Raw genomic sequence first — 24815 nt, forward strand, 5'->3', positions numbered from 1 at the left:
TGATTTTGCTTTTGAAGAATGAGATAGATGAGCGCTAGCACCCTCTTAGTAACAGGTGGATCGGGCTTTCTTGGCGGCGCCTTGTTAAGGAAATTGGCCGAACGCGGTGAATACTCCTTGCGCACGGCCATAAGGCGCGACAGCGTGGCGTTGCCAGCGTCGGTGCTCAAGTTCAATGTCCCGGACCTGACAGCCACAGCGGATTGGCAGGATGCCTTGGCCGGTGTCGACGTTGTCGTGCATGCCGCTGCGCGTGTCCACGTGATGGACGAGCAGGCCGGGGACCCCTTGGCCGAGTTTCGCCTGATCAATGTCGATGGCACGCTGAATCTGGCACGGCAGGCCGTCAAAGCGGGTGTGCGACGGTTTATCTACATCAGCTCGGTCAAGGTGAATGGCGAGTCCACTGTTGCGGGTCGAGCATTTACGGCAGACGATCCTTTTGCCCCCACTGATCCCTATGGCATTTCCAAATGCGAGGCTGAAGAAGCACTGCGCCAACTCTCTTCGTCGTCATCGATGGAAGTCGTCATTGTCAGGCCCGTGCTGGTGTACGGTCCGGGTGTGAAAGCAAACTTTCTCAGCATGATGCGCTGGCTGGAACGAGGAGTGCCATTGCCATTTGGTGCGATCGACAATAAGCGCAGTCTGGTGGGAATTGATAACCTGATTGATCTGATCGTGACGTGTTTCTCCCATCCGGCAGCAGCCAATCAGACGTTCTTTGCCAGTGATGGGGATGATGTATCCACAACGGAGTTACTGCGCAGAATCGGTCATGCGCTTAACAAACCCGCAAGGTTGATGCCTTTTCCTGTGCCGCTTATGCGTCTGGGCGCGAGACTTGTGGGTAAGGAAGCACTTGCTCAGCGACTTTTCGGCTCCCTTCAGGTTGATATAAGCAAAAATGGACGGCTCTTGGGGTGGGTCCCCCCAGTGAGTCTTGATCAAGGACTGAGCGCTACCGTGCGGGCTTATCTGGAATCTCACAAGTCATGAACCTTTACTGGATTGTTCCGCTGCTGGCGGCTGTTTCATTTGCCCTTACAGCCGGTCTGCGACGCTATGCGCTGGCGCGCAGTCTGCTGGATGTTCCAAACGGTCGCAGTTCTCACTCCGTGCCGACTCCGCGTGGCGGAGGCGTGGCAATCGTCCTGAGTTATAGCGCTGCTCTGGTGGCGCTGTTCGGTTGGGGGCTGATTTCTTCTGCTGTGTTGCTCGCTTTCCTCGGCGCGGGCGGCATCACGGCTGTGATCGGCTTTCTCGATGATCATGGGCATATTGCCGCGCGGTGGCGGTTGCTTGCGCATTTCTTCGCTGCAGCGTGGGGGGCTTATTGGCTGGGCGGGCTGGCGCCGTTTACTGTGCTTGGGTTTGCCATCGACGCAGGTTGGATCGGGCACCTTCTGGCTGTGGTTTACCTGGTGTGGATGCTTAATCTCTACAATTTCATGGACGGTATCGACGGTATTGCCAGCCTTGAAGCGATCACCGTGTGCGTCGGCGGGGCACTTCTATACGGGGTCAGTGGCAATCTGCAGCTTGTATGGCCCGTTGTGCTTCTGGCTGCATGTGTCGTGGGATTCTTGTGCTGGAATTTTCCGCCGGCAAAAATTTTCATGGGCGATGCAGGCAGTGGTTTTCTCGGCGTCGTGCTGGGGCTTCTGTCCCTGCAAGCGGCCTGGGTCTCACCCGGTTTGTTGTGGGGGTGGCTGATTCTGCTGGGTGTGTTCATTGTTGATGCCACGTTCACGCTGTTCAGGCGCCTGTTTCGCGGCGACAAGGTCTACGAAGCGCATCGCAGCCATGCCTATCAGTTTGCATCCCGTTCGCACGGTAGCCATCGTCCTGTCACGCTTGTCGTTGGCCTGATCAACCTGCTTTGGCTACTGCCCATTGCGTTGGGAGTGGTCCTCTACAATTGGGATGGCACCCTGGCTCTGATCCTGGCCTATGTGCCGCTGGTATGGCTGGCAGTCAAGTACAAGGCGGGACAATTGGAAGGTCGAACCTCCAATATTTGAAAAACAATGTTACTGTTTAGTGTGCTGTCAACGTCGTCTGCATCACAGGATTCGGCGCAGTAATTCAGTTGAAAGGAACGTGCTGAGGTAGTGGACGGGATGATGGATAAGGTTCGAGCGTATCTGCTGGGATTGCCCCGGCGTCGCAAAAGGTTGATTCAGGTCGCCACCGATATCGTACTGGTCTGGCTGGCGCTGTGGTTGGCCTTTATTGTCCGCCTCGGCATCGATGACATGTACAACCCGTTGCGGGTCCATATGTGGTTGTTCGCTTCCGCGCCTCTCGTGGCGATTCCCCTGTTTATCCGGTTCGGCATGTACCGGGCTGTCATGCGTTATTTTGGCAATGACGCATTGGTCGCAATTATCAAGGCTGTCAGTCTTTCATCGTTGATCCTCGCGTTGATTGTTTACTGGTACAGCAACCATGAAACGGTTGTGCCGCGCTCGATTATCTTCAACTATTGGTGGTTGAGCATGGTGATCATCGGCGGACTCCGTCTGTTGATGCGCCAGTATTTTATGGGGGACTGGTTTACTGCGGTACAGCATGTCCCCTTCACCAACCGAGATGATGGGCTGACCAAGGTCGCCATCTATGGTGCGGGCGTTGCCGGGAATCAACTGGTGGCGGCGCTGCGCATGGGACGCGTCATGCGCCCGGTCGCGTTCATCGACGATGATCCGGGCATTTCTGATCGCTCCATCTCGGGCCTGCAGGTTTACAAGCCCAAGCATATTCAGCAGATGATCGATGTGACCGGAGCGAAGGAAATTCTGCTTGCGTTGCCATCGTCTACCCGTGCCAGGCGCCGGGAAATCCTGAATTTGCTTGAGGGCTTTCCACTTCATATCCGCAGCGTCCCGAACTTTACCGATCTGGCCAGCGGTCGGGTCAAGGTCGAAGATATTCAGGAAGTGGATATCGCGGATTTGCTAGGGCGAGATTCGGTGCCTGCGCAACCTGATTTGCTCGAGCGTTGCATCAAAGGCAAGACGGTCATGGTCACTGGCGCGGGCGGCTCTATCGGTTCGGAGCTGTGTCGGCAAATATTTGCCTTGGGCCCGATTACCCTGATTTTGTTCGACCATAGCGAGTTCAACCTGTACAGCATTTTGTCGGAGCTGGAGCAGCGTGGCAGTCGTAAGTCGATATCCGTCAGGTTGCTGCCGATCCTTGGATCGATTCGTCATCCGGACAAACTCCTCGACGTCATGAAATCCTGGAAAGTAGACACGGTCTATCATGCAGCAGCCTATAAGCATGTACCGATGGTTGAGCACAATATCGCTGAAGGCGTGCTCAATAATGTGATCGGCACGCTTAATACAGCTCAAGCGGCGTTGCAGTCAGGGGTGTCGAATTTCGTTTTGATCTCGACCGACAAGGCCGTACGTCCGACCAATGTAATGGGCAGTACCAAGCGCTTGGCCGAGCTGACGCTGCAAGCCCTCAGCCGTGAGGTGGCTCCGGTACTGTTCGGCGACAAGGCCAATGTGTCGAGGGTGAACAAGACCCGATTCACTATGGTGCGTTTCGGCAATGTCCTCGGCTCGTCGGGTTCGGTCATCCCGGTGTTCCATAGCCAGATCAAGTCCGGTGGCCCCCTTACAGTCACCCATCCGAAAATCACCCGTTACTTCATGACCATTCCCGAAGCGGCGCAGTTGGTCATTCAGGCGGGGTCGATGGGGCAGGGCGGTGATGTCTTCGTCCTCGACATGGGGGAGCCGGTGAAGATCGTCGAGCTGGCGGAAAAGATGATCCATCTGTCTGGGTTGAGCATTCGCTCGGAGCGCAATCCCCAAGGTGATATTTCCATAGAGTTCACGGGGTTGCGACCTGGAGAAAAGCTGTACGAAGAGTTGCTAATTGGTGACGATGTTTCAGCGACTTCGCATCCGATGATCATGACGGCCAGTGAGGATCACATTGCGTGGGACGTGCTGAAGGGACGTCTGAGCGAGTTGTTGGCGGCAGTCGAGTGTGATGATTACGCTCGCGTGCGTCAGTTGCTGCGAGAAACCGTGAGTGGTTACGTACCCTCCGGCGATATCGTGGACTGGATTTATCAGCAGCGCCGGCTCGATCCGTAATCTCCTCACATTCTGTAACTGACACATTTTTGACAGCTCGCACACATCGCCTAACGTTGGGAGGCAGCTTAGGAAAAGCTGCTTCTAATCAATCGATGTCATGGAGCGTCACTTATGCGTACTGGTTACTTCTACTCTCTGGTTTTTGCCCTGCTCACCAGCGCCTCGATTGCGGTTATCGCAGCGCCGGCGCCCAGCCCAGAGGCTGCCAATGTCTCGCTGACGCAGGACGTTGCGACCAAGACGCAGGATGGTAAAGTCAATTTGAACGACGCGGATGTGGCGACCTTGCAACGTGAACTGGCGGGTGTGGGGGAGGCGAAAGCCAAGGCCATTGTGGTTTACCGTGAGACCAATGGGCCTTTTGCTTCAGTCGACGAATTGCTGGAAGTGAAGGGTATCGGTAAAGCGATCCTGGATCGGAATCGCGATAAACTCGAAGTCAATTAAGGCCCTTCTCGATTCAGAAAGCCGATCATTTGATCGGCTTTTTCATTGGCGTCAGAACCTGCGCAGAACCGTCTCGCTGCTCAGCGATCGCTGCGCTATCGACTAAGCTACTTGTTCAACACCATGAGGCCGGTCACTGACTGGCCTTTTATATTCTGCGGTGCTCGTGGCTTCGGCTGCCCAATGGGCGCCCGTCGGAAGAGTAAAAATTACGACTATCATATTGCTGCGGGATTATGCCTATAATAATTTGCGTCTCGCTTGAGTCTCCGATTCAAAGATCAATCTCCCTTTAAGCGCATCAGGAGCATCGTCATGAATTCTGCCCATTCCCAAGGAACAGCTTTAGTCACTGGCGCATCGTCCGGTATCGGCGCAATTTACGCTGACCGTTTGGCGGCACGTGGTTTTGATCTGTTGCTGGTTGCCCGTGACAAGGAGCGTCTGGAAAGTGCTGCGAGCCAGTTGCGTGATGCCCATGGCGTTCAGGTTGAGGTGCTCAAGGCAGATCTGACCCAGAAGGACGATGTGCTCAAACTCGAACAACGCTTGCGCAGCGATTCCAGCCTCAGCTTGCTGGTCAATAACGCCGGTGTGGCGGCGGACGGACTGCTGGCCAACGCCGATATGGACCAGTTGGAGCAACTGATTCAGTTGAACATCACCGCCGTCACGCGCCTGGCGTCGGCAGCCGCCGCCGGTTTCGCCAAGGCCGGGCGTGGCACGATCATCAATATCGCCTCGGTGGTGGCATTGTTTCCGGAACGTTTTAACGCCACTTATAGCGCCAGCAAAGCCTACGTATTGAGCCTGACTCAAACGTTGAACAGCGAACTTGAAGGCACCGGCGTACGGATCCAGGCCGTGCTGCCGGGTGTAACCCGCACCGAAATCTGGGAACGCTCCGGTATCGATGCCAGCGGCATTCCGGCAGAAATGGTCATGGATGCAGGCGAGATGGTCGATGCGGCGCTGGCCGGGCTGGATCAGGGCGAGTTGATCACCATTCCTTCGCTGCCTGACGCAGGCGAATGGCACGCATTTGTAGCGGCTCGCCATGTCATGGCGCCGAACCTTTCCCGCAGTACGGCAGCCCAACGCTACAAGTCCGGCAATTGAAATGATCAGAGGTCACCACGGTATGGATTCGCGTCGAATAGTCGTCACGGGCATGGGCCTGGTTTCACCCTTGGGCAGCGATCTTGAAGTCGTATGGCAGCGCTTGCTGGCCGGGCGTTCTGGTCTGCGTAACTTGCCTGAGGCAACGGTCGCTGATTTGCCCACGCGAGTCGGCGGCGCGGTGCCGACGCTGGAAGAGGACGCTGAAGCAGGATTTGATCCGGATCGCGCCACGCCACCCAAGGAACAGAAGAAGATGGACCGCTTTATTCTGTTCGCCATGGAGGCTGCCCGGCAGGCGCTGGAACAGGCTGGCTGGCATCCGTCAGAGAGCAAACACCAAGAACGTACAGCGACGATCATCGGCTCCGGTGTCGGCGGTTTCGGCGCGATTGCCGACGCTGTTCGCACGACCGACAGCCGCGGTCCTCGGCGTTTGTCGCCATTCACCATCCCGTCGTTTCTGGTCAATCTCGCGGCAGGGCACGTGTCCATTCAGCATGGCCTCAAAGGTCCTTTGGGCGCGCCGGTGACGGCGTGCGCTGCGGGTGTTCAAGCGATCGGCGATGCGGCGCGATTGATCCGCGCCGGCGAAGCGGATATTGCCGTGTGTGGTGGCGCGGAAGCCTGCATAGACCGCGTCAGTCTGGCCGGTTTCGCGGCAGCACGGGCACTCTCGAGCGGTTACAACGACACCCCGGAGCGCGCATCTCGGCCGTTCGACAGCGGGCGCGACGGTTTCGTGATGGGCGAGGGCGCGGGGCTGCTGGTGATCGAATCCCTGGAGCATGCCTTGGCCCGAGGCGCGACGCCGCTGGCGGAACTGGTCGGTTATGGCACCAGTGCCGACGCCTATCACCTGACGGCCGGGCCTGAAGATGGCAGTGGCGCGCGGCGGGCGATGACGCTGGCATTGGCGCAGGCGGCAATCACGCCGGATCAGGTGCAGCACCTCAATGCTCACGCGACCTCGACCCCGGTGGGCGACCTCGGCGAGTTGGCGGCGATCAAAGCGTTGTTCGGCACGCAGAATAAAATCGCCGTGACCTCGACCAAGTCAGCCACCGGTCATTTGCTCGGCGCCGCTGGCGGGCTTGAAGCGATCTTCACGCTCTTGGCAATTCGTGATCAGGTGGTACCGCCGACTTTGAATTTCGACAATCCGGATCCGGCAAGCGCAGGGGTGGACATCGTCCATGGCCAGGCGCGGCCGATGTCGATCGAATATGCACTGTCCAATGGTTTCGGGTTTGGTGGAGTCAATGCCAGCGTGCTGTTCAAGCGCTGGCAGGCTTAGTCGCGGTTCTTCAGGTGATCGCGGGTGACATCGAGAATGCGTTGCGCAAACTCGGCATCCGCGACGCTGCGTGACAGCAGCAGCGCGCCGACCAGTGTCGACATGATGACGATGGCGCGGTCAGCGCTGTTCTCACCTTCGAGGCTGTTCTCGATCTGCTCCAGCCGAGCATTGAGGACCACGTCGCTGGTGGGGCTGGGTTGGCCGCGCAGGCCCAGCTCGGAAGAAATGGTCAGCAACGGACAACCCTCATGGGGCGATGTCTGGTGCCATTCGGACAGGTACGTCTCGATAAAGGCATCAAGCGGATTATCCTGCGAAAAAATCTCGGCACATAACCCGTCGACCTGGTTGCCGGCCTCTTGCAAAGCCTTCTCGACCAACTCGTCCTTGGATTTGAAATGTGAGTAGAAACCGCCATGGGTCAAGCCCAGCGCTTTCATCAGGGGTTGCAGACCGGTAGCGCCGATTCCGTCCTTGCGAAAGCGTGCCGAAGCCTCCTTGATGATGCGCTGATGGGTCTGGGCTTTATGGTCCTGCGAATAACGCATCTGGAACTCTCCGCAACAATGTCCCCATCTTAACCAAGGAAAATTAGATGGTGACTGTACTTCTACTTCTTAAAAGCGTGCGGATAGGTCCAATGGCTATAAAAAGCACAAACCCCGCCGATCAGGCGGGGTTGTGTTCAACGGTCTTGGGCGTCTTTGGCATCTGCTTCGGCATTGCGTTGGGCAACGCGCTTGCGTTCTTCATCGGTCAGATCGACCTTGTTGGCGGTGTCGCGCAACATCATCAATCCGCCGACGATCGAGCCGATTGCAACGACCAGAATCAACCAGGCATACCAAGGCATAACGGCTCTCCTTAAGGGCAGGTCGACGGACGAGGATTTCGCCGTGCAACGCTGCATACCACTTTTGAGCGAAGTGAACTCGCAGTGGTTCCATTCTAGGCCGCTTGTACCCGGTACACCCGAAATCCCTCAATTACCGGTCAGCATCGCATCGGCCGGTGCGTCGGCACGCAGTTGTCCGGTCAGCAGGAAGTAGCCGAAACCGACCGCCATGAAGCCAAGGAAGATCAAGCCGATCAGCGCGTTGAACCAGGCCATCGCCACCAGACAAACCACCGCCAGCACCAATGCAATCATTGGAATCAACGGATAGCACGGCGCGCGGAAAGTACGCTCCAGATTCGGTTCCGATTTACGCAGTTTGAACAGGCTGAGCATGCTCATGATGTACATCACGATCGCGCCGAACACGGCCATGGTGATCATCGCGGCGGTGAGGGTCATGCCGCCGAGGTTGATCAGACCGTCGCTGTAAATCGCCGCGATGCCAATGATGCCGCCGACAAGGATGGCGCGATGCGGCGTCTGGAAGCGTGAGAGTTTCGCCAGCGAGGCCGGCAGATAACCGGCGCGGGCCAGCGCGAAGAACTGACGCGAGTAGCCGAGAATGATCCCGTGGAAACTGGCGACCAGGCCGAACAGGCCGATCCACACCAGCATGTGCAACCAGCCAGAGTTGTCGCCGACCACGGTTTTCATGGCTTGCGGCAACGGGTCGTTGATGTTGGCCAAGGTGCGCCAGTCACCGACACCGCCGGCAAAGAACATCACACCCATCGCCAGCAGCACCAGAGTCAGAATGCCGCTGATGTAGGCTTTGGGAATCGTGCGCTTGGGGTCTTTGGCTTCTTCGGCAGCCATCGCTGCGCCTTCGATGGCGAGGAAGAACCAGATCGCAAACGGAATAGCGGCGAACATCCCGGCAATCGCCGGTGCGCCAAACACATCCGACCCCGCCCAGCCATTCAGGGCGAAGTTGCTGAAACTGAACGCCGGCGCGACCACGCCCATGAACACCAGCAACTCGGCGACGGCCAGCACGCAAACAATCAGCTCGAAAGTAGCCGCCAGTTTCACCCCAAGAATGTTCAGGCCCATGAACACGATGTAGGCGCCGACGGCTGCATGTTTCGGATCGAGTGCCGGAAACTGCACATTGAGGTAGGCGCCAATCGCCAGGGCAATGGCCGGTGGCGCGAAGACGAATTCGATCAGCGTGGCCAGACCTGCGACCAATCCACCTTTTTCACCGAAGGCGCGACGGCTGTAGGCAAACGGCCCGCCGGCATGGGGAATCGCGGTAGTCAGTTCGGTGAAGCTGAAAATGAAGCAGGTGTACATGGTCGCGACCATGAACGAGGTCACCAGGAAACCCAGCGTCCCGGCGACGCCCCAGCCATAACTCCAGCCGAAGTATTCTCCGGAAATCACCAGCCCTACGGCGATGCCCCACAGGTGCAAAGTGCCCAGTGTGGGTTTGAGTTGTGTGTTCATGCGGTTGCTCCCTGAACGGTTTGGAAAGCTCGGGGTAGGGCGTTTGCAGTGGACGTGCCAGTGCGCTGAAACAAGTCGTAATGAGTTGAAAGCTGTCGTATCGGGGATGTTCGCGATGGGATAGCTGCTTTTTGTGCGCCAGTTGGGTGCGATGTTGGCGGTTATGCCGTCTTCGCGAGCAGGCTCGCTCCCACAGGGGAATGCATTTCAAATTGTGGGAGCGAGCCTGCTCGCGAAGAGGCCCGGCCTGACGGCGCAAAAACCTGCTGTAACGCCCGCATAAACCCACTCTTTACGCTTTCTTTATGCACAGCCAACACCCTCGCTCTCGTTCCTTTACAGCCTCCTTTCCGACAATGCCTGCACACACGGCAATACGCCGTAACACGGAGATCTTCCATGAGCGTTCTGGACGGGGTGTCACTGCTATTGGCAGTGGGGCTGTTCATTTATCTGTTGGTTGCGCTGTTGCGCGCGGATCGGAACTAGGAGCGGCTATGCACAGTTATGACTATTGGCTGATCCTCGCGTTTTTTGCGCTGGTCTTGCTGCCGGCGCCGTTCCTCGGGCGCTTCTACTACAAAGTGATGGAAGGCCAGCGCACCTGGCTGACGCCGGTTCTCGGCCCGGTCGAGCGCGGTTGCTATCGCATTGCCGGGGTCGATCCGCAGGCGGAACAGAGCTGGCAGAAGTACACGCTGGCGCTGCTCGCGTTTAACCTCGCCGGTTTCCTGCTGCTGTTCGCGATTCTGTTGTTCCAGGATCACTTGCCACTGAACCCGCAGAACCTGCCGGGCCAGGAATGGACCCAGGCGTTCAACACCGCGGTCAGTTTCATGACCAACACCAACTGGCAGTCCTACAGCGGTGAGGCGACCCTCAGCTACCTGAGCCAGATGGTCGGCCTCACCGTGCAGAACTTCGTCAGCGCCGCCACCGGCCTCGCCGTGCTGGTTGCGCTGTGCCGCGGTATCGGCCGCAAATCGACGAAAACCCTCGGCAACTTCTGGGTCGACATGACCCGCGCCACCCTCTACGGCTTGCTGCCACTGTGCCTGTTACTGGCGCTGTATCTGGTCTGGCAGGGCGTGCCGCAGACCTTTGCGCAGTATGTGAACGCGGTGACGATGCAGGGCGTTGATCAAGTGATCCCGCTCGGCCCGGCCGCCAGCCAGATTGCGATCAAGCAACTGGGCACCAACGGTGGTGGCTTCTTCGGCGTCAACTCGGCGCATCCATTCGAGAACCCGACCGCGTGGAGCAACTTGTTCGAAGTCGCTTCGATCATTCTGATCCCGGTGGCGCTGGTGTTCACCTTCGGTCACTACGTCAAGGACCTGCGTCAGAGCCGCGCGATCATCGCCTGCATGCTCGCGCTGTTCCTGATCGGCGGCGCGACCTCGCTGTGGGCCGAATATCAACCGAACCCGACGCTGAACAACGCTGCCGTTGAACAGACTGCACCGCTGGAAGGCAAAGAAGCGCGCTTCGGCACCACCGCCACGGTGCTGTGGTCGGTGACCACCACGGCGGCCTCGAACGGCTCGGTCAACGGCATGCACGACAGCCTCAACCCGCTTAGCGGAATGGTCGCGCTGGTCAACATGATGGTCGGCGAAGTGATCTTCGGCGGCGTCGGTGCCGGGCTCTACGGCATGTTGCTCAACGTGCTGATCGCGGTGTTCCTCGCCGGTCTGATGATCGGCCGTACGCCGGAATACCTCGGCAAGAAACTCCAGGCGCGTGAGGTGCAATTGCTGGTGGTGACCTTGCTGGTCATGCCGGTCGGCGTGCTGGTGCTCGGTGCGATTGCCGCAGCGGTTCCCAGTGCTGCAGCGACCATCAGCAACCCCGGCCCGCACGGGTTCAGCCAGTTGCTCTACGCCTACACCTCCGCCAGTGCCAACAACGGTTCGGCGTTCGGTGGACTGAGCGCCAACACACCGTTCCACAACCTGATGCTTGGTCTGGGCATGTTGATCGGCCGCTTCGGTTACATCCTCCCGGTTCTGGCCCTGGCCGGCAGCCTGGCGATGAAGAAAACCGCACCGATCGGGCAGAACAGCTTCCCGACCCATGGCCCGCTGTTCGTGACCCTGTTGACCGTGACCATTTTGCTGGTGGGCGGCCTGACCTTCCTGCCGACTCTGGCGCTCGGTCCAATCGCCGAACATTTAAGTATGGGCTTCTAAGGAATCCATCATGAATATGCACGTTCCTGCAAAACCTGCAGAGCCGACCAAGTCGGCAGAAGCACCGAAAACCGCAATCTCGGCCCTGTGGCGGCCGGCGCTGCTGCAAGCTTTCGTCAAGCTCGACCCACGGCAACTGAAGCGTTCGCCGGTGATGCTGGTGGTTGAGCTGACGGCGATTTTCACCACCGTGCTGTGCTTCATTCCCGATGCCGACGTGCCGACCTTCGTCGCCGCGCAAATCGCCCTGTGGCTGTGGTTCACCGTGCTGTTCGCCAACTTCGCCGAAGCCTTGGCCGAAGGTCGCGGCAAGGCCCGCGCCGACAGCCTCAAGGCTGGCAGCGAAGGCCTCAGCGCACGGCGCAAACAGGCCAATGGCAGCTTTCAAGTGGTGCCAGCCGCTAGCCTGCGCAAAGGCGATGTGGTGCGCGTCGAAGCCGGGGAAATGATCCCCGGTGACGGCGAAGTCATCGAAGGCATCGCGGCGGTCAACGAAGCGGCGATCACCGGTGAATCGGCGCCGGTGATTCGTGAGTCCGGTGGCGACCGTTCCGCTGTTACCGGCAACACACGACTGGTGTCCGATTGGTTGCTGGTGCAGATCACCGCCAACCCCGGCGAGTCGACCCTCGACCGCATGATCGCGCTGGTCGAAGGCGCCAAACGCCAGAAGACGCCCAACGAAGTGGCGCTGGATATCCTGCTGATCGGCCTGACCCTGATCTTCCTGCTGGTGGTCGTGACGCTGCAACCGTTCGCGCATTTCGCTAATGGCAGCCTGCCGCTGGTGTTTCTGGTGGCGCTGCTGGTCACGCTGATCCCGACCACCATCGGCGGTTTGCTGTCGGCGATCGGTATCGCCGGGATGGATCGTCTGGTGCGCCTCAATGTGATCGCCAAGTCTGGTCGTGCAGTGGAAGCGGCGGGTGACGTGCATGTGCTGTTGCTGGACAAGACCGGCACCATTACCTTCGGTAACCGTCGTTGCAGCGCGGTGTATGCCGCGCCGGGTGTGAGTGGTCGCGAGTTGGCCGAAGGTGCGTTGTTTGCTTCGCTTGCCGATGAAACCGCTGAAGGCAAATCCATCGTCGAATACCTGCGCGGTCTGCACCCGCAGCCTGAGCCGGCGCTGGAAACCCTGACCGCCGTGCCGTTCAGCGCTGAAACCCGTTTGTCCGGTGTCGACTATCAGGGCCGTGTCTACCGCAAAGGTGCGGTGGATTCGCTGCTGAGTTTCCTCGGCCAAAAACGCTCGGATCTGGCCCCGGCACTGTCGCGGGAAATCGACAAGATCGCCCAGAGCGGCGGCACTCCGCTGCTGGTCTGTGCCGACGGCAAATTGCTCGGCGCGATTCACCTCAAGGACGTGGTCAAACCGGGCATCCGCGAACGCTTTGCCGAACTGCGCAAACTGGGGATCCGCACCGTGATGGTCACCGGCGACAACCCGCTGACCGCCGCTGCCATCGCCGCTGAAGCGGGCGTCGATGATGTTCTCGCCGAAGCCACCCCGGAGAAGAAACTCGCGCGCATTCGCCACGAGCAGAACGACGGTCGCTTGGTTGCGATGTGCGGCGACGGCGCCAACGATGCTCCGGCGCTGGCCCAGGCTGACGTCGGCATGGCGATGAACGACGGCACCCAGGCTGCCCGCGAAGCGGCGAACATGGTCGACCTCGACAGCGATCCGACCAAGCTGCTCGACGTGGTGCAGATCGGCAAGGAATTGCTGGTGACCCGTGGTGCGCTGACGACCTTTTCCATCGCCAACGACGTCGCCAAATACTTCGCGATTCTGCCGGCGCTGTTCGCCTCGATTTATCCGCAACTGGGCGTGCTGAACATCATGCAACTGACCAGTCCGCAGAGCGCGATTCTCTCGGCGATTGTCTTCAACGCCTTGATCATCGTCGTGCTGATTCCGCTGGCGCTGCGCGGTGTGCGCGTGCAAGCGGCGAGTGCGGCGGCGTTGCTGCGACGCAATCTGTTGATTTATGGATTGGGCGGGATTCTGGTGCCGTTCGTGGGGATCAAGGCGATCGACATGCTGCTCACGGCGCTGCATCTGGTGTGAGGCGGAAAAGAGCCCCTCACCCTAACCCTCTCCCGGATGGAGAGGGGACTGACCGAGGTGTTTACGAGAGTTGCACCGACCTGAAATATCGAGCCGAACTCAGGTTTTGAAAAGCACAGAAATCGGCTCCCTATCCCCTTGGCGACTTTGGAGGAGAGGGGACTGACCTAGGTGTTTACGGAAGCTGTACCGACCTGAAATCCCGAGTCGAACTCAGGTTTGAACTGCACAAAGATCGGCTCCCTTTCCCCCTCGCCCCCTTGGGGGAGAGGGCTGGGGTGAGGGGGGAAAAGATCCCCCTGACACCCCACCAAAGTTTGCCCAACGAATTCGAGGATCTTGCAATGTCCACAATGATACGTCCGGCCCTGAGCCTGCTGGTGCTGATGACCCTGGTCACCGGCGTCGCCTATCCACTGGTAGTAACCGGCGTCGCGCAAGTCGCCTTTCCCGAGCAGGCCAACGGCAGCCTGGTGCATGACGCCGACGGCAAGGTCCGCGGCTCGTCGCTGATTGCTCAGGATTTTGTCGGCGATGCGTGGTTCCATCCACGTCCGTCCGCCGGTGCGTTTGCTACGGTTTCCAGCAGCGCGAGCAATCTGGCGCCGAGCAATCCGACACTCGCCACGCGGGTGATCGACGACGCCAACAAACTGCAGGTTCCCGGCCAGGGTCCGGTGCCGCTGGCGCTGCTGACCACTTCCGGCAGTGGCCTCGATCCACACTTGCCACCGGCAGCAATTGCCTATCAACTGGCGCGTGTCTCGGCAGCGCGAAATGTGCCGGTAGCGTCGTTGCAGCAGTTGCTTGATAAACACATCGAACAGCCGCTGGTGGGGCCGCCGGTGGTGAATGTGCTGGCGCTGAACATGGCACTGGAAAAAATGTAGTCGATGCTCGTTCCCACGCTCTGCGTGGGAATGCATCAATGGACGCTCCGCGTCCGCTTTGGTGGGACGCAGAGCGTCCCGGGCTGCATTCCCACGCAGAGCGTGGGAACGATCAATCAGGAAGAGAGAACATCAAGCATGAGCGACTCCGGCCGCGCCGACGCGCTGTTAGCAGACCTGCCCCGTGACGGCCGTGGCCGGCTCAAGGTTTTTCTCGGCGCCGCCCCCGGTGTCGGCAAGACTTACGCCATGCTTCAGGCTGCGCACACACAGCTGCGCCAAGGCGTGAAAGTTATTGCGGGCGTCGTCGAAACCCACGGCCGGGCGGAAACCGAAGCGCTGCTCGGCGGCCTGCCGCAGCAACCGTTGGTACGCTCGGAATACCGTGGCGTGATGCTCGAAGAAATGGACCTCGACGGCATTCTCGCGGCCAAGCCGAAGTTGGTACTGGTCGATGAACTCGCCCACAGCAACGCCCCCGGCAGCCGCCACGCGAAACGCTGGCAAGACATTCAGGAATTGCTCGCCGCCGGCATCGACGTGTTCACCACGGTCAACGTCCAGCACCTGGAAAGCCTCAACGATCAGGTACGCGGCATCACCGGTGTGCAAGTGCGCGAAACCCTGCCGGACTGGGTGCTGCAAGAAGCTTACGAACTGCTGCTGATCGACCTGCCGCCGCGCGAATTGCTCGAGCGCTTGCGTGAAGGCAAGGTCTACGTGCCGGAGCAGGCGCGCGCGGCGATCGATGCGTTTTTCACCCAAACCAACCTCACCGCGTTGCGTGAGCTGGCGATGCAAACCGCCGCCGCGCAGGTCGATAACGATCTCGCCCAAGGCTATCGCCAGCTCGGTCAGGCCGCTCCGGCGGTGCGTGGCCGATTACTGGTCGGCGTCGATGGTGATGCGCAGGCCGAACGCCTCGTGCGCCATGCCAGTCGCGTCGCCCAGCGCCGGCATCTGCCGTGGAGTCTGGTGCATGTCGATAACGGTGCGGTGCGCGACGAGCAATCACGCCTGCGTCTGCAAAGCGCTCAGCAATTGGCGGAGCGCCTCGGTGGTGAAGTGGTTTTATTGCGCGCCGGTGAAGTCGCGAAAACCTTGGTCCAGCATGCTGCCGAGCGCCGTGCGAGTCTGGTGTTGGTCGGCCAGTCTCGGCCGAGTTGGCGTCGTCGACTGTTCGGTGGTGGCTTGGCGGCGCGTCTGTTGCGTCAAGCCCATGGGCTGGAAATCAACGTCCTCGACAATGATCATGAACACCCGCAGTCACGCCCGCGAAACCCGCTGACACTGGTGTGGTTCGACTATGCGCTGGCGCTGGTTGCCACGGTGTTGGCCAGTGCCTTGGCGTGGGCGGTGTCGAGCGTGCTGCCGCTGCCGAACATCTCGCTGGTGTTCCTCGCGGCCGTGTTGCTGGTCGCGGTGCGCAGCAGTCTCGGCCCGGCGCTGGCCTGTGCGGCGCTGTCGTTTCTGACCTACGATTTTCTGTTCATTCCGCCGAATTTTTCTTTCAGCATTCAGCGCGAAGAAGACGTGCTGACACTGCTGTTTTTCCTGCTGATGGCGGCGCTCACCGGCAACCTAGCGGCGCGTCAGCGTCGGCAATTGCAGGCGTTGCGCGACACCCAGGAAGAGACCACCGAACTGCTCGACCTGTCGCGCAAACTCACCGCCGCGACCGATCGCCAAGCCGTGGTCAGCGCCGCCGCGCAACACCTCAATGGCTGGAGCGATCTGCAACTGTGCCTGCTCAATCGCGACGGCCAGGGCGGCTGGAAAGTCGAGACCGGCGGGCCGCTGGAGTTTACCGAGTCCGAACGCGCCGCCGCCGACTGGGCCTGGCAGCACGATCAACCGGCGGGCATGGGCACCGGCACGCTGCCATTCGGACGCTGGTGGTGGTGGCCGCTGTCGGTCGAGGACGGACCGCTGGCGCTGCTCGGTGTCTGCGCGAAAGAAGGCCAGACCTTGAGTGGCCAGCGTCGCCGCTTGCTCACCGCATTGAGTCAGCCGCTCGCCCAAGCGCTGGCGCGCGCGCAATTGGCCGATGATCTGGAAGCTGCGCGCCTGCACGGTGAAACCGAACAACTGCGCAGTGCCTTGCTGGCCTCCGTGTCCCACGATTTGCGCACGCCGCTGACCGCCATGCGCGGCAGCATCGACAGCCTGTTGGCCCTCGGCGAAGCGATCCCGCTGGAGGATCGTCGTGAACTGCTCGAAGGCACTCGCGACGAAGCCGAACGCCTCGATCGCTACATCCAGAATCTGCTCGACATGACCCGCCTCGGCCACGGTGCGTTGAAACTTGCGCGAGACTGGGTGTCGCCGGCCGACATCGTCGGCAGTTCGCTCAATCGTCTGCGCGCAGTGCTGGCGCCTTTGCAGGTCAGCACCGATGTGCCGAGCGAGTTGCCGCTGTTGTTCGTGCATGCCGCGTTGATCGAACAGGCGCTGGTCAATGTGCTGGAAAACGCCGCGCGCTTTTCGCCAGCGCACGGTCGTTTGCAACTGAATGCGGGAGCGAATGACCAGGAAATTTTCTTCTCGGTCAGCGACGAGGGACCGGGGATTCCCGAGGACGAGCGGGCGAAGATTTTCGACATGTTCTACACCGCTGCCCGGGGTGATCGCGGCGGCCAGGGCACCGGCCTGGGCCTGGCGATCTGTCAGGGCATGGTCGGTGCGCACGGCGGTCGCATCAGTGTCGCCGACGGCATCGACGGACGCGGCACCTGCATCACCTTGCACTTGCCGTTGCAGGCGCAACCGGGGATGGACGATGAAGGCTGAAGCCGACTGCGCTACTCTCTTGCCAATCATTTGTGTTGATGTGAATTCATGAGCCAGATCGCGACCATTTTGGTCATCGACGACGAACCGCAGATCCGCAAGTTCCTGCGCATCAGCCTCGCTTCCCAGGGCTACAAAGTGCTCGAGGCCGGCACCGGTACGGAAGGGTTGGCGCAGGCCGCGCTGAACAAACCGGACTTGCTGGTGCTCGATTTAGGCCTGCCGGACATGGACGGCCAGCAAGTGCTGCGCGAGTTTCGCGAGTGGGCCACGGCGCCGGTGCTGGTGCTGTCGGTGCGCGCCAGCGAAGGGCAGAAAGTCCAGGCGCTGGATGGCGGCGCCAATGACTATGTGACCAAGCCGTTCGGCATTCAGGAATTCCTTGCTCGGGTCCGCGCCTTGTTGCGTCAGGCGCCGGCAGGGGAGGCGCAGCAGGCGGCATTGAGTTTCGGCCCGTTGACGGTGGATCTGGCCTATCGGCGGGTGTTGCTCGATGGTGTCGAAGTGGCGCTGACCCGCAAGGAATACGCGGTGCTGGCGCAACTGGCGCGGCATCCGGGGCGAGTGATTACCCAGCAGCAATTGCTCAAGGATATCTGGGGGCCGACGCACACCGAGGACAGCCATTATCTGCGGATTGTGGTGGGGCATTTGCGCCAGAAGCTGGCGGATGATCCGACGCGGCCGCGGTTTATTGTTACTGAAGCCGGGGTTGGTTATCGGCTGTTGAGTGATGTTGGCTGATCTGGCCTCTTCGCGAGCAGGCTCGCTCCCACACTGGATCTGCGTGGTTCACAAATCCCCTGTGGGAGCGAGCCTGCTCGCGAAGAGGCCATCAAACACACCCGGGAAATCAGCTCAGATCATCCCTGCTCGCTCTCATACCGATCCAGCGTATCCCGCGCAATCTCGCGCCCTAACGCGATCAACTCCGGCGCCTTGTAAAACTCGAAAAACCGGCACACCCGCTTCGGCACGTTGATCAGGATATCCGGCGGATACCCGGCAATCTTGTACTGCGCCAGCGAGGTCTGCATCACCTCGAAACTCTGGTTGATCAAATCCAGCAGCGAGGCCGGCCCGACGTTATCGATGATGAACGAACCGGTCGCCGATTTCGGCGCGCCTTCACGCTCGGGCGCGGCGGCCGGTTGCTGGCTCTCCGGCTCGGCGCCTTCCAGCCAAGGGTTGATGTCTGCTGCTTCGGCGCGCAGCGCTTCCTGCTCGAGCCGCAACAGTTGCTCGGCCTGTGTTCGGCGGAACGGCATCTTCGACCCCAGCGATCTGATCAGGTTGTCGAAGCGTGAGCGGAACGCGGCGGGGCGCTGGATCACCGGCAATTTGTAGTGACGCTGGTTGGTCGAGTTGAGATTGACCGCGATGATCAGATCGCAGTGGCTCGACACCACCGGCACGATTGGCAACGGGTTGAGAATACCGCCGTCGACCAGCATGCGATTGCCTTGCATCACCGGCGTGAACAGACTCGGAATCGCCGCCGAGGCGCGCATGGCCTGATGCAGGCAACCTTCCTGAAACCAGATTTCCTGCTGGTTGGTGAGGTCGGCGGCGACGGCGGTGTAGGGGATGCGCAAGTCTTCGATGTTGATCTCGCCGACGATCTTGCGGATCTGCCCGAAGACCTTTTCGCCGCGAATCGCGCCGAGTCGGAAACTCACGTCCACCAACCGCAGCACATCCAGATAGTCGAGACTTTCGATCCAGTTCTTGTAAACGTCGAGTTTTCCGGCGGCGTAGATCCCGCCGACCACGGCGCCCATCGAACATCCGGCAATACAGGCGATGTCGTAACCGCGTCGTTCGATCTCTTCAATGACTCCGATATGGGCATAACCCCGGGCGCCACCGGAGCCCAGCACCAGTGCGACACGCTTTTTCATCAAACTTCCTCCCGACAAGGTTGCACAATGCACCCATCGTCGGGCTGGCTCAATCGCCGAGGTCGTTGAGTGCGCCGGTGACGTCGTTTTTTCGATACTGCATGACCCTTCGGCGCTATCCTTCTCAGTTGCGCGGTTTCACCCGCCGGCGAGGCACTTTTTCGCAGCCAAGCCGTCTTACCTGCACGACTGTTGACCTATTTTGAGGTGTGAGTGATGAAAGCCTGGATCTGTGTGCCGTTGATGGCTTTGGTATTGGCCGGTTGCGCCGGTAAAACCGCTTACCGCGACAGCTGCGGCAGCCAGCTCGACGCGGCCTGGCATGAGCTGGATCTGGCCAAGGCCGAAGGCTTTGCCGGCACCGTCAGCTACTCCAAAGCGTTGTCGCTGCTGACCGCCGCCAAGACCCAGCAACAATTCGAAGGGTTCGAAGGCTGCAGCAAGAAAGCCGAGAAAGCGCGTTTCTACATTCGCGAATCCCGCGCCGGCCGCTAAGCTGCTGACGTGAAGCAAGGAGGCTGCGTTCGCTGGGCAGCAGAATGATCGTCAGAGCCATTTGAATCAGGAGCAAGTGATGTCTGCGTTGGTTGACCGGTTGGTGGCTCATGTCCTGAGTCTGGAGGTGCGTCTGTTGGCCTGTCAGGCGCGATTGACGGCACGCACCGACCCCGAGGCGCTGCACGATCTGCGCACTACGGTGCGGCGCTTGCGCAGCCTGTTGCGGCCATTGCGTGGCTTGCCGGGTGTCGAGCAACTGGAAGACGCCGCTTCGGCAGTCGGCCAGTTGACCACCCCCTGGCGTGATCGCGAGGTGTTGGCGGCGTATCTGCTCCAGCATGATCAGCCTGAAGCCGCGCAGCGGCGCATGGCGCAAATGGCCGAGGCCTATCCGGCGCTGGCGGCGAGTGCCGAGGTGGCTTCGCTGCTGATGATTCTCGACGCTTTCCCGCGATTCCTGCGCGCTTCCCAGCGTCAGGGCTTGCTCAAAGGCTTGGACAAGCGCATCGAAAAACGCCTCGGCAAGCAATGGCAGAAACTCGACGAAGCACTGCACGATCCGGCGCACGACCGTCATCGCTTGCGCTTGCTGATCAAACGCGTGCGCTACGGCATCGAAGCCTATCCTGAACTGGATCGTCTGCCCGAGGCGGCGCTGGCGCGATTGAAGTCGGCCCAGGGCGCGTTGGGCGACTGGCACGATTGCTGGCAATGGTTGGCGAAAGCTGAGCTGGAGGCGGACCTTCAACCGTGCGTCGCCACTTGGCAGGCCACCATGATCAACGCTGAAAGCAAGGCTGATCGCGTGCTGGAAAAACTCAGTTCAGCCTGTTTCAAATAATCCTGAATCACCACAAATTCCCTGTAGGAGTGAGCCTGCTCGCGATAGCGGTCTGACATTCAACAACTGTGTTGGCTGTCAGACCGCTATCGCGAGCAGGCTCACTCCTACAAGGGATTTCAGTGTGGCTGATATGGGTTTAAGGCCTTTCTGTCAGTCTCTTTGACCGGAATAGACGCTGCGGCGCTCTGCAGGTCTGGTTAAGATCGCTGCATTCCTTTCTCGTTTTCTGAGGTTGCCCCATGCGCTTTAGCGATCTGCTCGATGCGGTCCGTCGCCAACCGGAACTGACGATTCCTGCCGAATGGGGTCAGGGCCGTGCCAGTTTCGGTGGTCTGGTTGCCGCGCTGCAATACGAAGCCATGCGTGCGAAAGTCCCGGCCGATCGGCCGGTGCGTTCACTGGCGATCACTTTTGTCGGCCCGGTCGAGCCCGAAGTCCCGGTGAGTTTCGAAGTGGATGTGCTGCGTGAAGGCAAAGCTGTCAGCCAGGTCATGGGCCGGGCGATGCAGAATGGTCAGGTGGTAACGATCATTCAAGGCAGCTTCGGTGCCTCGCGGCCTTCGGAAGTCGCCGTGGAAGCGTATCCGGCGCCGGCAATGAAACACTGGGACGAATGCCAGGAGCTGCCTTACATCAAAGGTGTGACCCCGGAATTCATGCGTCATCTGGCGATGCGCTGGAGCGTCGGCGGCATGCCGTTCACCGGCAATCAATCGCGGCTGATGGGAGGCTGGGTACGGTTACGCGGCGATGTCAAAGAAGAGCCGGTCAAAGAGGCGCATCTGCTGGCCTTGGTAGATGCATGGCCGCCCGCGCTGTTGCCGTATCTGAAGAAGCCCGCCCCGGGCAGCACGCTGACCTGGACCATCGAATTCGTTCAGCCGTTACGTGACTTGAGCACGCTGGACTGGTGCCAATACCTCGCCGACATCGAGTACGCCGCCGACGGCTACGGCCATGTCGCCGCCAAGTTGTGGAGCGCTGAAGGTGAATTGATTGCGATGAGTCGTCAGACCGTCACGATTTTCGCCTGACTCAATGCCGACGGTGGCGCTCACGCCAGGCGCGCCACCAGCCGCCGCTGAGAAAGAAGCGCGGGAAGGTCAGGAACTGCTCGACCAATAAGCGCGACACGGCATCTTTACGATCACTGAACGGCTCGGAGGCTTGCGCCTCCAGGCTGTGGCCGTGACGCTGCAAACCCAGCGCCGCAACGATACCGATCACGCCGATGGCGACGCTGGCCAGGCTCAGGCTGAACACCCCGGAGACGATCAGCAGAAACGCGACGATGAACAACGGCACGGCGATCAGGTGCAACACCAGATTGGTCGGGTGCTGATGATTACCGGGGTACGCGCGCCATTGCCACGCGGGAAGGTTGGGGTGACGTTTGCCCATGTTTTCTACTCCTCGATCCATGTTGAACTTATGGTTGAAGAATAGGCCCGGGCGCGGAGGGCGGCGAATCAAGGTTGGCTATTGGCATCATAGTAATGATGGACAAAAAAGATCGCAGCCTTCGGCAGCTCCTACATTGAAATGCGTACACCTGTAGGAGCTGCCGAAGGCTGCGATCTTTTGAACTTCAAAGCTTCAACTGACCTATTGCCTTGCTCAACTCCCCGGCCAACGTCGCCAGCTCATTACTGGTCGTCGCCGAATCCACAGTCTGCTGCACGGTGTTCTCGGTCACATCACGAATACTCACCACCGCCCGGTTCATCTCTTCGGCGACCTGGCTTTGCTGCTCCGCCGCCACGGCGATCTGCGTATTGCTTTCACGCATCTGCGCCACCGCCCCGGTGATTTCCGCCAGCGCCGCACCGGCCTCTTGTGCTTGCTGCACGCAATCGTCGGCCTTGTACGAACTCTCCTGCATGAAATCCACCGCGTCGCGGGTGCCAGCCTGCAAGGCCGAGACCATCGTGGTGATCTCGTCGGTCGAAGTCTGTACTCGTTTGGCCAGATTGCGCACTTCATCGGCGACCACTGCAAAACCGCGGCCCATCTCACCGGCACGGGCCGCTTCGATCGCAGCGTTCAACGCCAATAGATTGGTCTGCTCGGCAATGCTGTGAATCACGCTGACCACGCCGTTGATCTTCTGACTGTCTTCGGCCAGCCGTTGAATCATCTCGGCGGTCTGCTGTACGCCGCTGGATAACCCGGCAATCGAATGCTGCACCCGCGCAACCACTTGCTGACCGCTGCCAGCGAGGCCATCAGCGGTCTGCGACAGATCGCGGGTGGCGCCGGCGTGTTGGGCGATGTGATAAACCGTGGCGGTCATTTCATTGATCGCGGTAGCGGCCTGATCGGTTTCGCTCTGCTGGCCGAGCATGCCGTTACGCACTTCGTTCATGCTCGACGCCAGCCGCGCCGCACCGACATCCAGTTGCCGTGCGGTGTTGGCCACGGTGCTGACAACGCGCTGATAACCGGCCTGCATCGCGTTAAACGCATTGGCCATCTGCCCGACTTCGTCTTTGCCGGCCAACGGAACACGGGCCGAGAGATCGCCGCTTTTCTCGACGTGGAGCATCACGTCTTTCAAGGTATTGAGCTGGCTGAGCAGGAAGCGGATCAGCAATTGCGAGGCACACAGCATGGCGAACATCAGAATGAACACCGCCACCGCATAGTTGGCGAAACGCTCGCTGAATACCTGACTCAGGCTCGGGCCATAGGCAATCACCGCAACCTGTTGGCCATCGGCGCGGCTGAACACCTCAGCGCCCATCAACGGGTTGTCGCCGAACAGCGGCATGTGATTGATTGCGTTCCAGCCGTTGCTTTCAGTGATTTCCAGTAAGGGTTGAGCATTCAGGCGCGGTGCTTCGCCGCGTTTGAAGGTCAGCACCTGCTCGCCTTTCGGCAGCGGCTGCCCGGCCGGCCAGGCTTTGAGCAGTTGTGCCTGGGCTTGCGCCGAGGCCTGTGATGCGTGACTGCGCGCCTGTTGTTCGAGCTGCACGGCGTACAGCACCAGCAGCAGGGTGGTGACGAAGGCGACCGCATTGACCGCCCAGAATTTGTATTTCAGCGAGATATTGCTAAGCCAGGCACCCATGGAGGTCTTCTCTGATAGCGGAAACAGTTTTGGCAAGGTGCCATTATTGTGCCGCTATGCAGATATGCGGATCTTGATACATATCAAAAGAACACATCGCCCCCCTGTGGGAGCGAGCCTGCTCGAGAAGAGGGCGTGTCAGTCAACATCATTGCCATCTGAACCACTGCTTTCGCGAGCAGGCTCGCTCCCACAAGGGAATTATGGTGTGTCAGGAAGGGCGGGGAGGTTGTAGAACGCGCGGGCACACGCAGTGGTGTGCGCCGCCAGATCTTCCTCGGTCTCGCCGCGATGCAACGCCACTTCACGCAGCACTTCGGTCAGATACGCCGGTTCATTGCGGCCGTTTTTCGGTTTTGGTCGCAAGGTGCGCGGCAGCAGGTAAGGCGCGTCACTTTCCAGCATCAAGCGCCCGCGTTTGATCTCTTTCACCAGCGGATGCAAATGCGTGCCCCGGCGCTCGTCGCAGATCCAGCCGGTGATACCGATGTGCAGATCCAGATCGAGATAGCTGAACAAGGCTTTTTGCTCGCCGGTGAAGCAATGCACCACAGCGGCGGGCAATTGATCGCGGAAGTCTTTGAGGATTTCCAGCAGGCGCTGGCTGGCATCACGCTCATGCAGAAACACCGGCAACTGCAGTTCAACGGCCAAGGCCAAATGCTCTTCGAGGACTCTTTCCTGCTGTGGGCGCGGCGAGAAATCACGGTTGAAATCGAGACCGCATTCACCCACGGCAACGACGTTTTTCTCTTGCAGCAGGCTGCGCAAACGACGGGCACTGTCAGCGTTCCAGTCACTGGCCGAATGCGGGTGAATACCGGCGGTGGCGAACAGGCGCTGGCCACTTTCATCGAGTTGCTGGCACAGCTCCAGGGCTTGCTCGCTGCCCTCGACACTGGTGCCGGTCAGCACCAGTTGGCACACGCCGGCGGCATAGGCGCGATCAAGCACGGCCTGATGTTTGTCGGCGAAACTGGGATTGGTCAGGTTGACGCCGATATCGATGAGTTGCATGGTTGCTACCTCGGGCCGAAGGCCGGAAAGCATACCAGAGCTGTAGATTCATAAGAAAAGCCAAGAACTACAACAAGTTATAGCTGTCTGTTGATGCCGCGACGCAGACCGGTTTGGTAGAAGTGCCATTACTGTGCCAGTCTCTCGCACGTTGCCAGCGCTCATGGCGCTCTGTTTTCGTCGGTGATTTCGACATTTTAAA

The 24815-nt window shown here is 59.8% G+C and carries 22 protein-coding genes; 15 read left to right on the forward strand and 7 right to left on the reverse strand.

Annotated features, from left to right (window positions below):
* The first annotated feature begins 27 nt into the window (after positions 1-27).
* The 6 genes from ACOYXJ_RS17965 (at position 28) to fabF (ending at position 6987) form a co-directional block, all read left to right on the forward strand.
* Positions 28-999, forward strand: a complete 972-nt coding sequence (locus tag ACOYXJ_RS17965; RefSeq protein ID WP_150729606.1) for a UDP-glucose 4-epimerase family protein — start codon at positions 28-30, stop codon at positions 997-999.
* Positions 996-2024 carry an MraY family glycosyltransferase gene (locus ACOYXJ_RS17970; protein ID WP_460370775.1) on the forward strand — a complete coding sequence of 343 codons (1029 nt, stop codon included), beginning with the start codon at positions 996-998 and terminating at the stop codon, positions 2022-2024. The genes ACOYXJ_RS17965 and ACOYXJ_RS17970 overlap by 4 nt, the downstream gene beginning before the upstream one ends.
* Before the next feature lie 102 nt (positions 2025-2126).
* Positions 2127-4121 carry a polysaccharide biosynthesis protein gene (locus ACOYXJ_RS17975; protein WP_102900048.1) on the forward strand — a complete coding sequence of 665 codons (1995 nt, stop codon included), beginning with the start codon at positions 2127-2129 and terminating at the stop codon, positions 4119-4121.
* A gap of 114 nt (positions 4122-4235) precedes the next feature.
* Positions 4236-4571, forward strand: coding sequence for a ComEA family DNA-binding protein (locus tag ACOYXJ_RS17980; RefSeq protein ID WP_102899962.1), 336 nt, complete (start codon positions 4236-4238; stop codon positions 4569-4571).
* A gap of 315 nt (positions 4572-4886) precedes the next feature.
* Positions 4887-5690, forward strand: coding sequence for an SDR family NAD(P)-dependent oxidoreductase (locus tag ACOYXJ_RS17985; RefSeq protein WP_460370778.1), 804 nt, complete (start codon positions 4887-4889; stop codon positions 5688-5690).
* 22 nt (positions 5691-5712) lie between these two features.
* A complete protein-coding gene (gene fabF, locus ACOYXJ_RS17990) occupies positions 5713-6987 on the forward strand; it encodes a beta-ketoacyl-ACP synthase II (protein ID WP_460370780.1) in 1275 nt (424 codons plus the stop codon).
* On the opposite strand, the gene ACOYXJ_RS17995 is transcribed toward fabF, so the two are convergent.
* The 3 genes from ACOYXJ_RS17995 to eat all read right to left on the reverse strand — a co-directional run bounded on the left by ACOYXJ_RS17995 (position 6984) and on the right by eat (position 9337).
* Positions 6984-7538 carry a TetR/AcrR family transcriptional regulator gene (locus ACOYXJ_RS17995; protein ID WP_038364332.1) on the reverse strand — a complete coding sequence of 185 codons (555 nt, stop codon included), beginning with the start codon at positions 7536-7538 and terminating at the stop codon, positions 6984-6986. The two genes, fabF and ACOYXJ_RS17995, sit on opposite strands and share 4 nt — an antisense overlap.
* 137 nt (positions 7539-7675) lie before the next feature.
* Positions 7676-7843 (reverse strand): DUF2897 family protein, encoded by a 168-nt coding sequence (locus ACOYXJ_RS18000; RefSeq protein ID WP_095120497.1) that lies wholly within the window; start codon positions 7841-7843, stop codon positions 7676-7678.
* 129 nt (positions 7844-7972) lie between these two features.
* The gene (gene eat / locus ACOYXJ_RS18005) at positions 7973-9337 is read right to left on the reverse strand and encodes an ethanolamine permease (protein WP_460370783.1); all 1365 of its coding nucleotides are present in this window, start codon (positions 9335-9337) and stop codon (positions 7973-7975) included.
* 399 nt (positions 9338-9736) lie between these two features.
* On the opposite strand from eat, the gene kdpF reads away from it, so the two are divergent.
* The 6 genes from kdpF to ACOYXJ_RS18035 all read left to right on the forward strand — a co-directional run bounded on the left by kdpF (position 9737) and on the right by ACOYXJ_RS18035 (position 18027).
* On the forward strand, positions 9737-9826 hold the full coding sequence (kdpF, locus tag ACOYXJ_RS18010) for a K(+)-transporting ATPase subunit F (RefSeq protein WP_007899818.1): 90 nt from the start codon (positions 9737-9739) through the stop codon (positions 9824-9826).
* Positions 9827-9834: 8 nt separating this feature from the next.
* Positions 9835-11529, forward strand: a complete 1695-nt coding sequence (kdpA, locus tag ACOYXJ_RS18015) for a potassium-transporting ATPase subunit KdpA (protein WP_122597149.1) — start codon at positions 9835-9837, stop codon at positions 11527-11529.
* Positions 11530-11539: 10 nt separating this feature from the next.
* Positions 11540-13603, forward strand: a complete 2064-nt coding sequence (kdpB, locus tag ACOYXJ_RS18020) for a potassium-transporting ATPase subunit KdpB (protein ID WP_150793027.1) — start codon at positions 11540-11542, stop codon at positions 13601-13603.
* Between the two features lie 344 nt (positions 13604-13947).
* Positions 13948-14493: a potassium-transporting ATPase subunit KdpC gene (gene kdpC, locus ACOYXJ_RS18025; RefSeq protein ID WP_460370786.1), complete on the forward strand. Its 546-nt coding sequence runs from the start codon at positions 13948-13950 to the stop codon at positions 14491-14493.
* A gap of 138 nt (positions 14494-14631) precedes the next feature.
* Complete coding sequence (locus ACOYXJ_RS18030; protein ID WP_460370788.1) at positions 14632-17283, forward strand: DUF4118 domain-containing protein; 2652 nt, start codon at positions 14632-14634, stop codon at positions 17281-17283.
* 48 nt (positions 17284-17331) lie between these two features.
* Entirely contained in the window at positions 17332-18027 is a 696-nt protein-coding gene (locus ACOYXJ_RS18035; protein ID WP_460370790.1) for a response regulator, read from the forward strand.
* Between the two features lie 119 nt (positions 18028-18146).
* Here the strand turns inward: ACOYXJ_RS18035 and ACOYXJ_RS18040 are convergent, their stop codons facing one another.
* Positions 18147-19184 carry a patatin-like phospholipase family protein gene (locus tag ACOYXJ_RS18040; RefSeq protein ID WP_150793023.1) on the reverse strand — a complete coding sequence of 346 codons (1038 nt, stop codon included), beginning with the start codon at positions 19182-19184 and terminating at the stop codon, positions 18147-18149.
* A gap of 216 nt (positions 19185-19400) precedes the next feature.
* Here ACOYXJ_RS18040 and ACOYXJ_RS18045 point away from each other — a divergent pair, with 216 nt between their 5' ends.
* The 3 genes from ACOYXJ_RS18045 (at position 19401) to ACOYXJ_RS18055 (ending at position 21560) form a co-directional block, all read left to right on the forward strand.
* Positions 19401-19679, forward strand: a complete 279-nt coding sequence (locus ACOYXJ_RS18045) for a hypothetical protein (protein WP_016770894.1) — start codon at positions 19401-19403, stop codon at positions 19677-19679.
* A 79-nt stretch (positions 19680-19758) separates the two neighbouring features.
* On the forward strand, positions 19759-20523 hold the full coding sequence (locus ACOYXJ_RS18050) for a CHAD domain-containing protein (protein WP_150793022.1): 765 nt from the start codon (positions 19759-19761) through the stop codon (positions 20521-20523).
* A gap of 242 nt (positions 20524-20765) precedes the next feature.
* A complete protein-coding gene (locus ACOYXJ_RS18055; RefSeq protein ID WP_150793021.1) occupies positions 20766-21560 on the forward strand; it encodes an acyl-CoA thioesterase in 795 nt (264 codons plus the stop codon).
* A gap of 1 nt (position 21561) precedes the next feature.
* On the opposite strand, the gene ACOYXJ_RS18060 is transcribed toward ACOYXJ_RS18055, so the two are convergent.
* The 3 genes from ACOYXJ_RS18060 to ACOYXJ_RS18070 form a co-directional block, all read right to left on the reverse strand.
* Positions 21562-21927, reverse strand: coding sequence for a DUF962 domain-containing protein (locus ACOYXJ_RS18060; protein ID WP_007908547.1), 366 nt, complete (start codon positions 21925-21927; stop codon positions 21562-21564).
* Between the two features lie 187 nt (positions 21928-22114).
* Complete coding sequence (locus ACOYXJ_RS18065) at positions 22115-23596, reverse strand: methyl-accepting chemotaxis protein (protein ID WP_460370793.1); 1482 nt, start codon at positions 23594-23596, stop codon at positions 22115-22117.
* Positions 23597-23797: 201 nt separating this feature from the next.
* Positions 23798-24613 carry a TatD family hydrolase gene (locus ACOYXJ_RS18070; protein ID WP_150793019.1) on the reverse strand — a complete coding sequence of 272 codons (816 nt, stop codon included), beginning with the start codon at positions 24611-24613 and terminating at the stop codon, positions 23798-23800.
* Positions 24614-24815 lie beyond the last annotated feature (202 nt).

Source organism: Pseudomonas sp. Tul2A7, assembly GCF_054790505.1.

What these genes read in the sequence shown, in the direction of transcription:
- ACOYXJ_RS17965 (WP_150729606.1), top strand. Translation starts at nt 28, where the DNA reads ATGAGCGCTAGCACCCTCTTAGTAACAGGTGGATCGGGCTTTCTTGGC.
- ACOYXJ_RS17970 (WP_460370775.1), top strand. Translation starts at nt 996, where the DNA reads ATGAACCTTTACTGGATTGTTCCGCTGCTGGCGGCTGTTTCATTTGCC.
- ACOYXJ_RS17975 (WP_102900048.1), top strand. Translation starts at nt 2,127, where the DNA reads ATGGATAAGGTTCGAGCGTATCTGCTGGGATTGCCCCGGCGTCGCAAA.
- ACOYXJ_RS17980 (WP_102899962.1), top strand. Translation starts at nt 4,236, where the DNA reads ATGCGTACTGGTTACTTCTACTCTCTGGTTTTTGCCCTGCTCACCAGC.
- ACOYXJ_RS17985 (WP_460370778.1), top strand. Translation starts at nt 4,887, where the DNA reads ATGAATTCTGCCCATTCCCAAGGAACAGCTTTAGTCACTGGCGCATCG.
- fabF (WP_460370780.1), top strand. Translation starts at nt 5,713, where the DNA reads ATGGATTCGCGTCGAATAGTCGTCACGGGCATGGGCCTGGTTTCACCC.
- ACOYXJ_RS17995 (WP_038364332.1), bottom strand. Translation starts at nt 7,538, where the DNA reads ATGCGTTATTCGCAGGACCATAAAGCCCAGACCCATCAGCGCATCATC.
- ACOYXJ_RS18000 (WP_095120497.1), bottom strand. Translation starts at nt 7,843, where the DNA reads ATGCCTTGGTATGCCTGGTTGATTCTGGTCGTTGCAATCGGCTCGATC.
- eat (WP_460370783.1), bottom strand. Translation starts at nt 9,337, where the DNA reads ATGAACACACAACTCAAACCCACACTGGGCACTTTGCACCTGTGGGGC.
- kdpF (WP_007899818.1), top strand. Translation starts at nt 9,737, where the DNA reads ATGAGCGTTCTGGACGGGGTGTCACTGCTATTGGCAGTGGGGCTGTTC.
- kdpA (WP_122597149.1), top strand. Translation starts at nt 9,835, where the DNA reads ATGCACAGTTATGACTATTGGCTGATCCTCGCGTTTTTTGCGCTGGTC.
- kdpB (WP_150793027.1), top strand. Translation starts at nt 11,540, where the DNA reads ATGAATATGCACGTTCCTGCAAAACCTGCAGAGCCGACCAAGTCGGCA.
- kdpC (WP_460370786.1), top strand. Translation starts at nt 13,948, where the DNA reads ATGTCCACAATGATACGTCCGGCCCTGAGCCTGCTGGTGCTGATGACC.
- ACOYXJ_RS18030 (WP_460370788.1), top strand. Translation starts at nt 14,632, where the DNA reads ATGAGCGACTCCGGCCGCGCCGACGCGCTGTTAGCAGACCTGCCCCGT.
- ACOYXJ_RS18035 (WP_460370790.1), top strand. Translation starts at nt 17,332, where the DNA reads ATGAGCCAGATCGCGACCATTTTGGTCATCGACGACGAACCGCAGATC.
- ACOYXJ_RS18040 (WP_150793023.1), bottom strand. Translation starts at nt 19,184, where the DNA reads ATGAAAAAGCGTGTCGCACTGGTGCTGGGCTCCGGTGGCGCCCGGGGT.
- ACOYXJ_RS18045 (WP_016770894.1), top strand. Translation starts at nt 19,401, where the DNA reads ATGAAAGCCTGGATCTGTGTGCCGTTGATGGCTTTGGTATTGGCCGGT.
- ACOYXJ_RS18050 (WP_150793022.1), top strand. Translation starts at nt 19,759, where the DNA reads ATGTCTGCGTTGGTTGACCGGTTGGTGGCTCATGTCCTGAGTCTGGAG.
- ACOYXJ_RS18055 (WP_150793021.1), top strand. Translation starts at nt 20,766, where the DNA reads ATGCGCTTTAGCGATCTGCTCGATGCGGTCCGTCGCCAACCGGAACTG.
- ACOYXJ_RS18060 (WP_007908547.1), bottom strand. Translation starts at nt 21,927, where the DNA reads ATGGGCAAACGTCACCCCAACCTTCCCGCGTGGCAATGGCGCGCGTAC.
- ACOYXJ_RS18065 (WP_460370793.1), bottom strand. Translation starts at nt 23,596, where the DNA reads ATGGGTGCCTGGCTTAGCAATATCTCGCTGAAATACAAATTCTGGGCG.
- ACOYXJ_RS18070 (WP_150793019.1), bottom strand. Translation starts at nt 24,613, where the DNA reads ATGCAACTCATCGATATCGGCGTCAACCTGACCAATCCCAGTTTCGCC.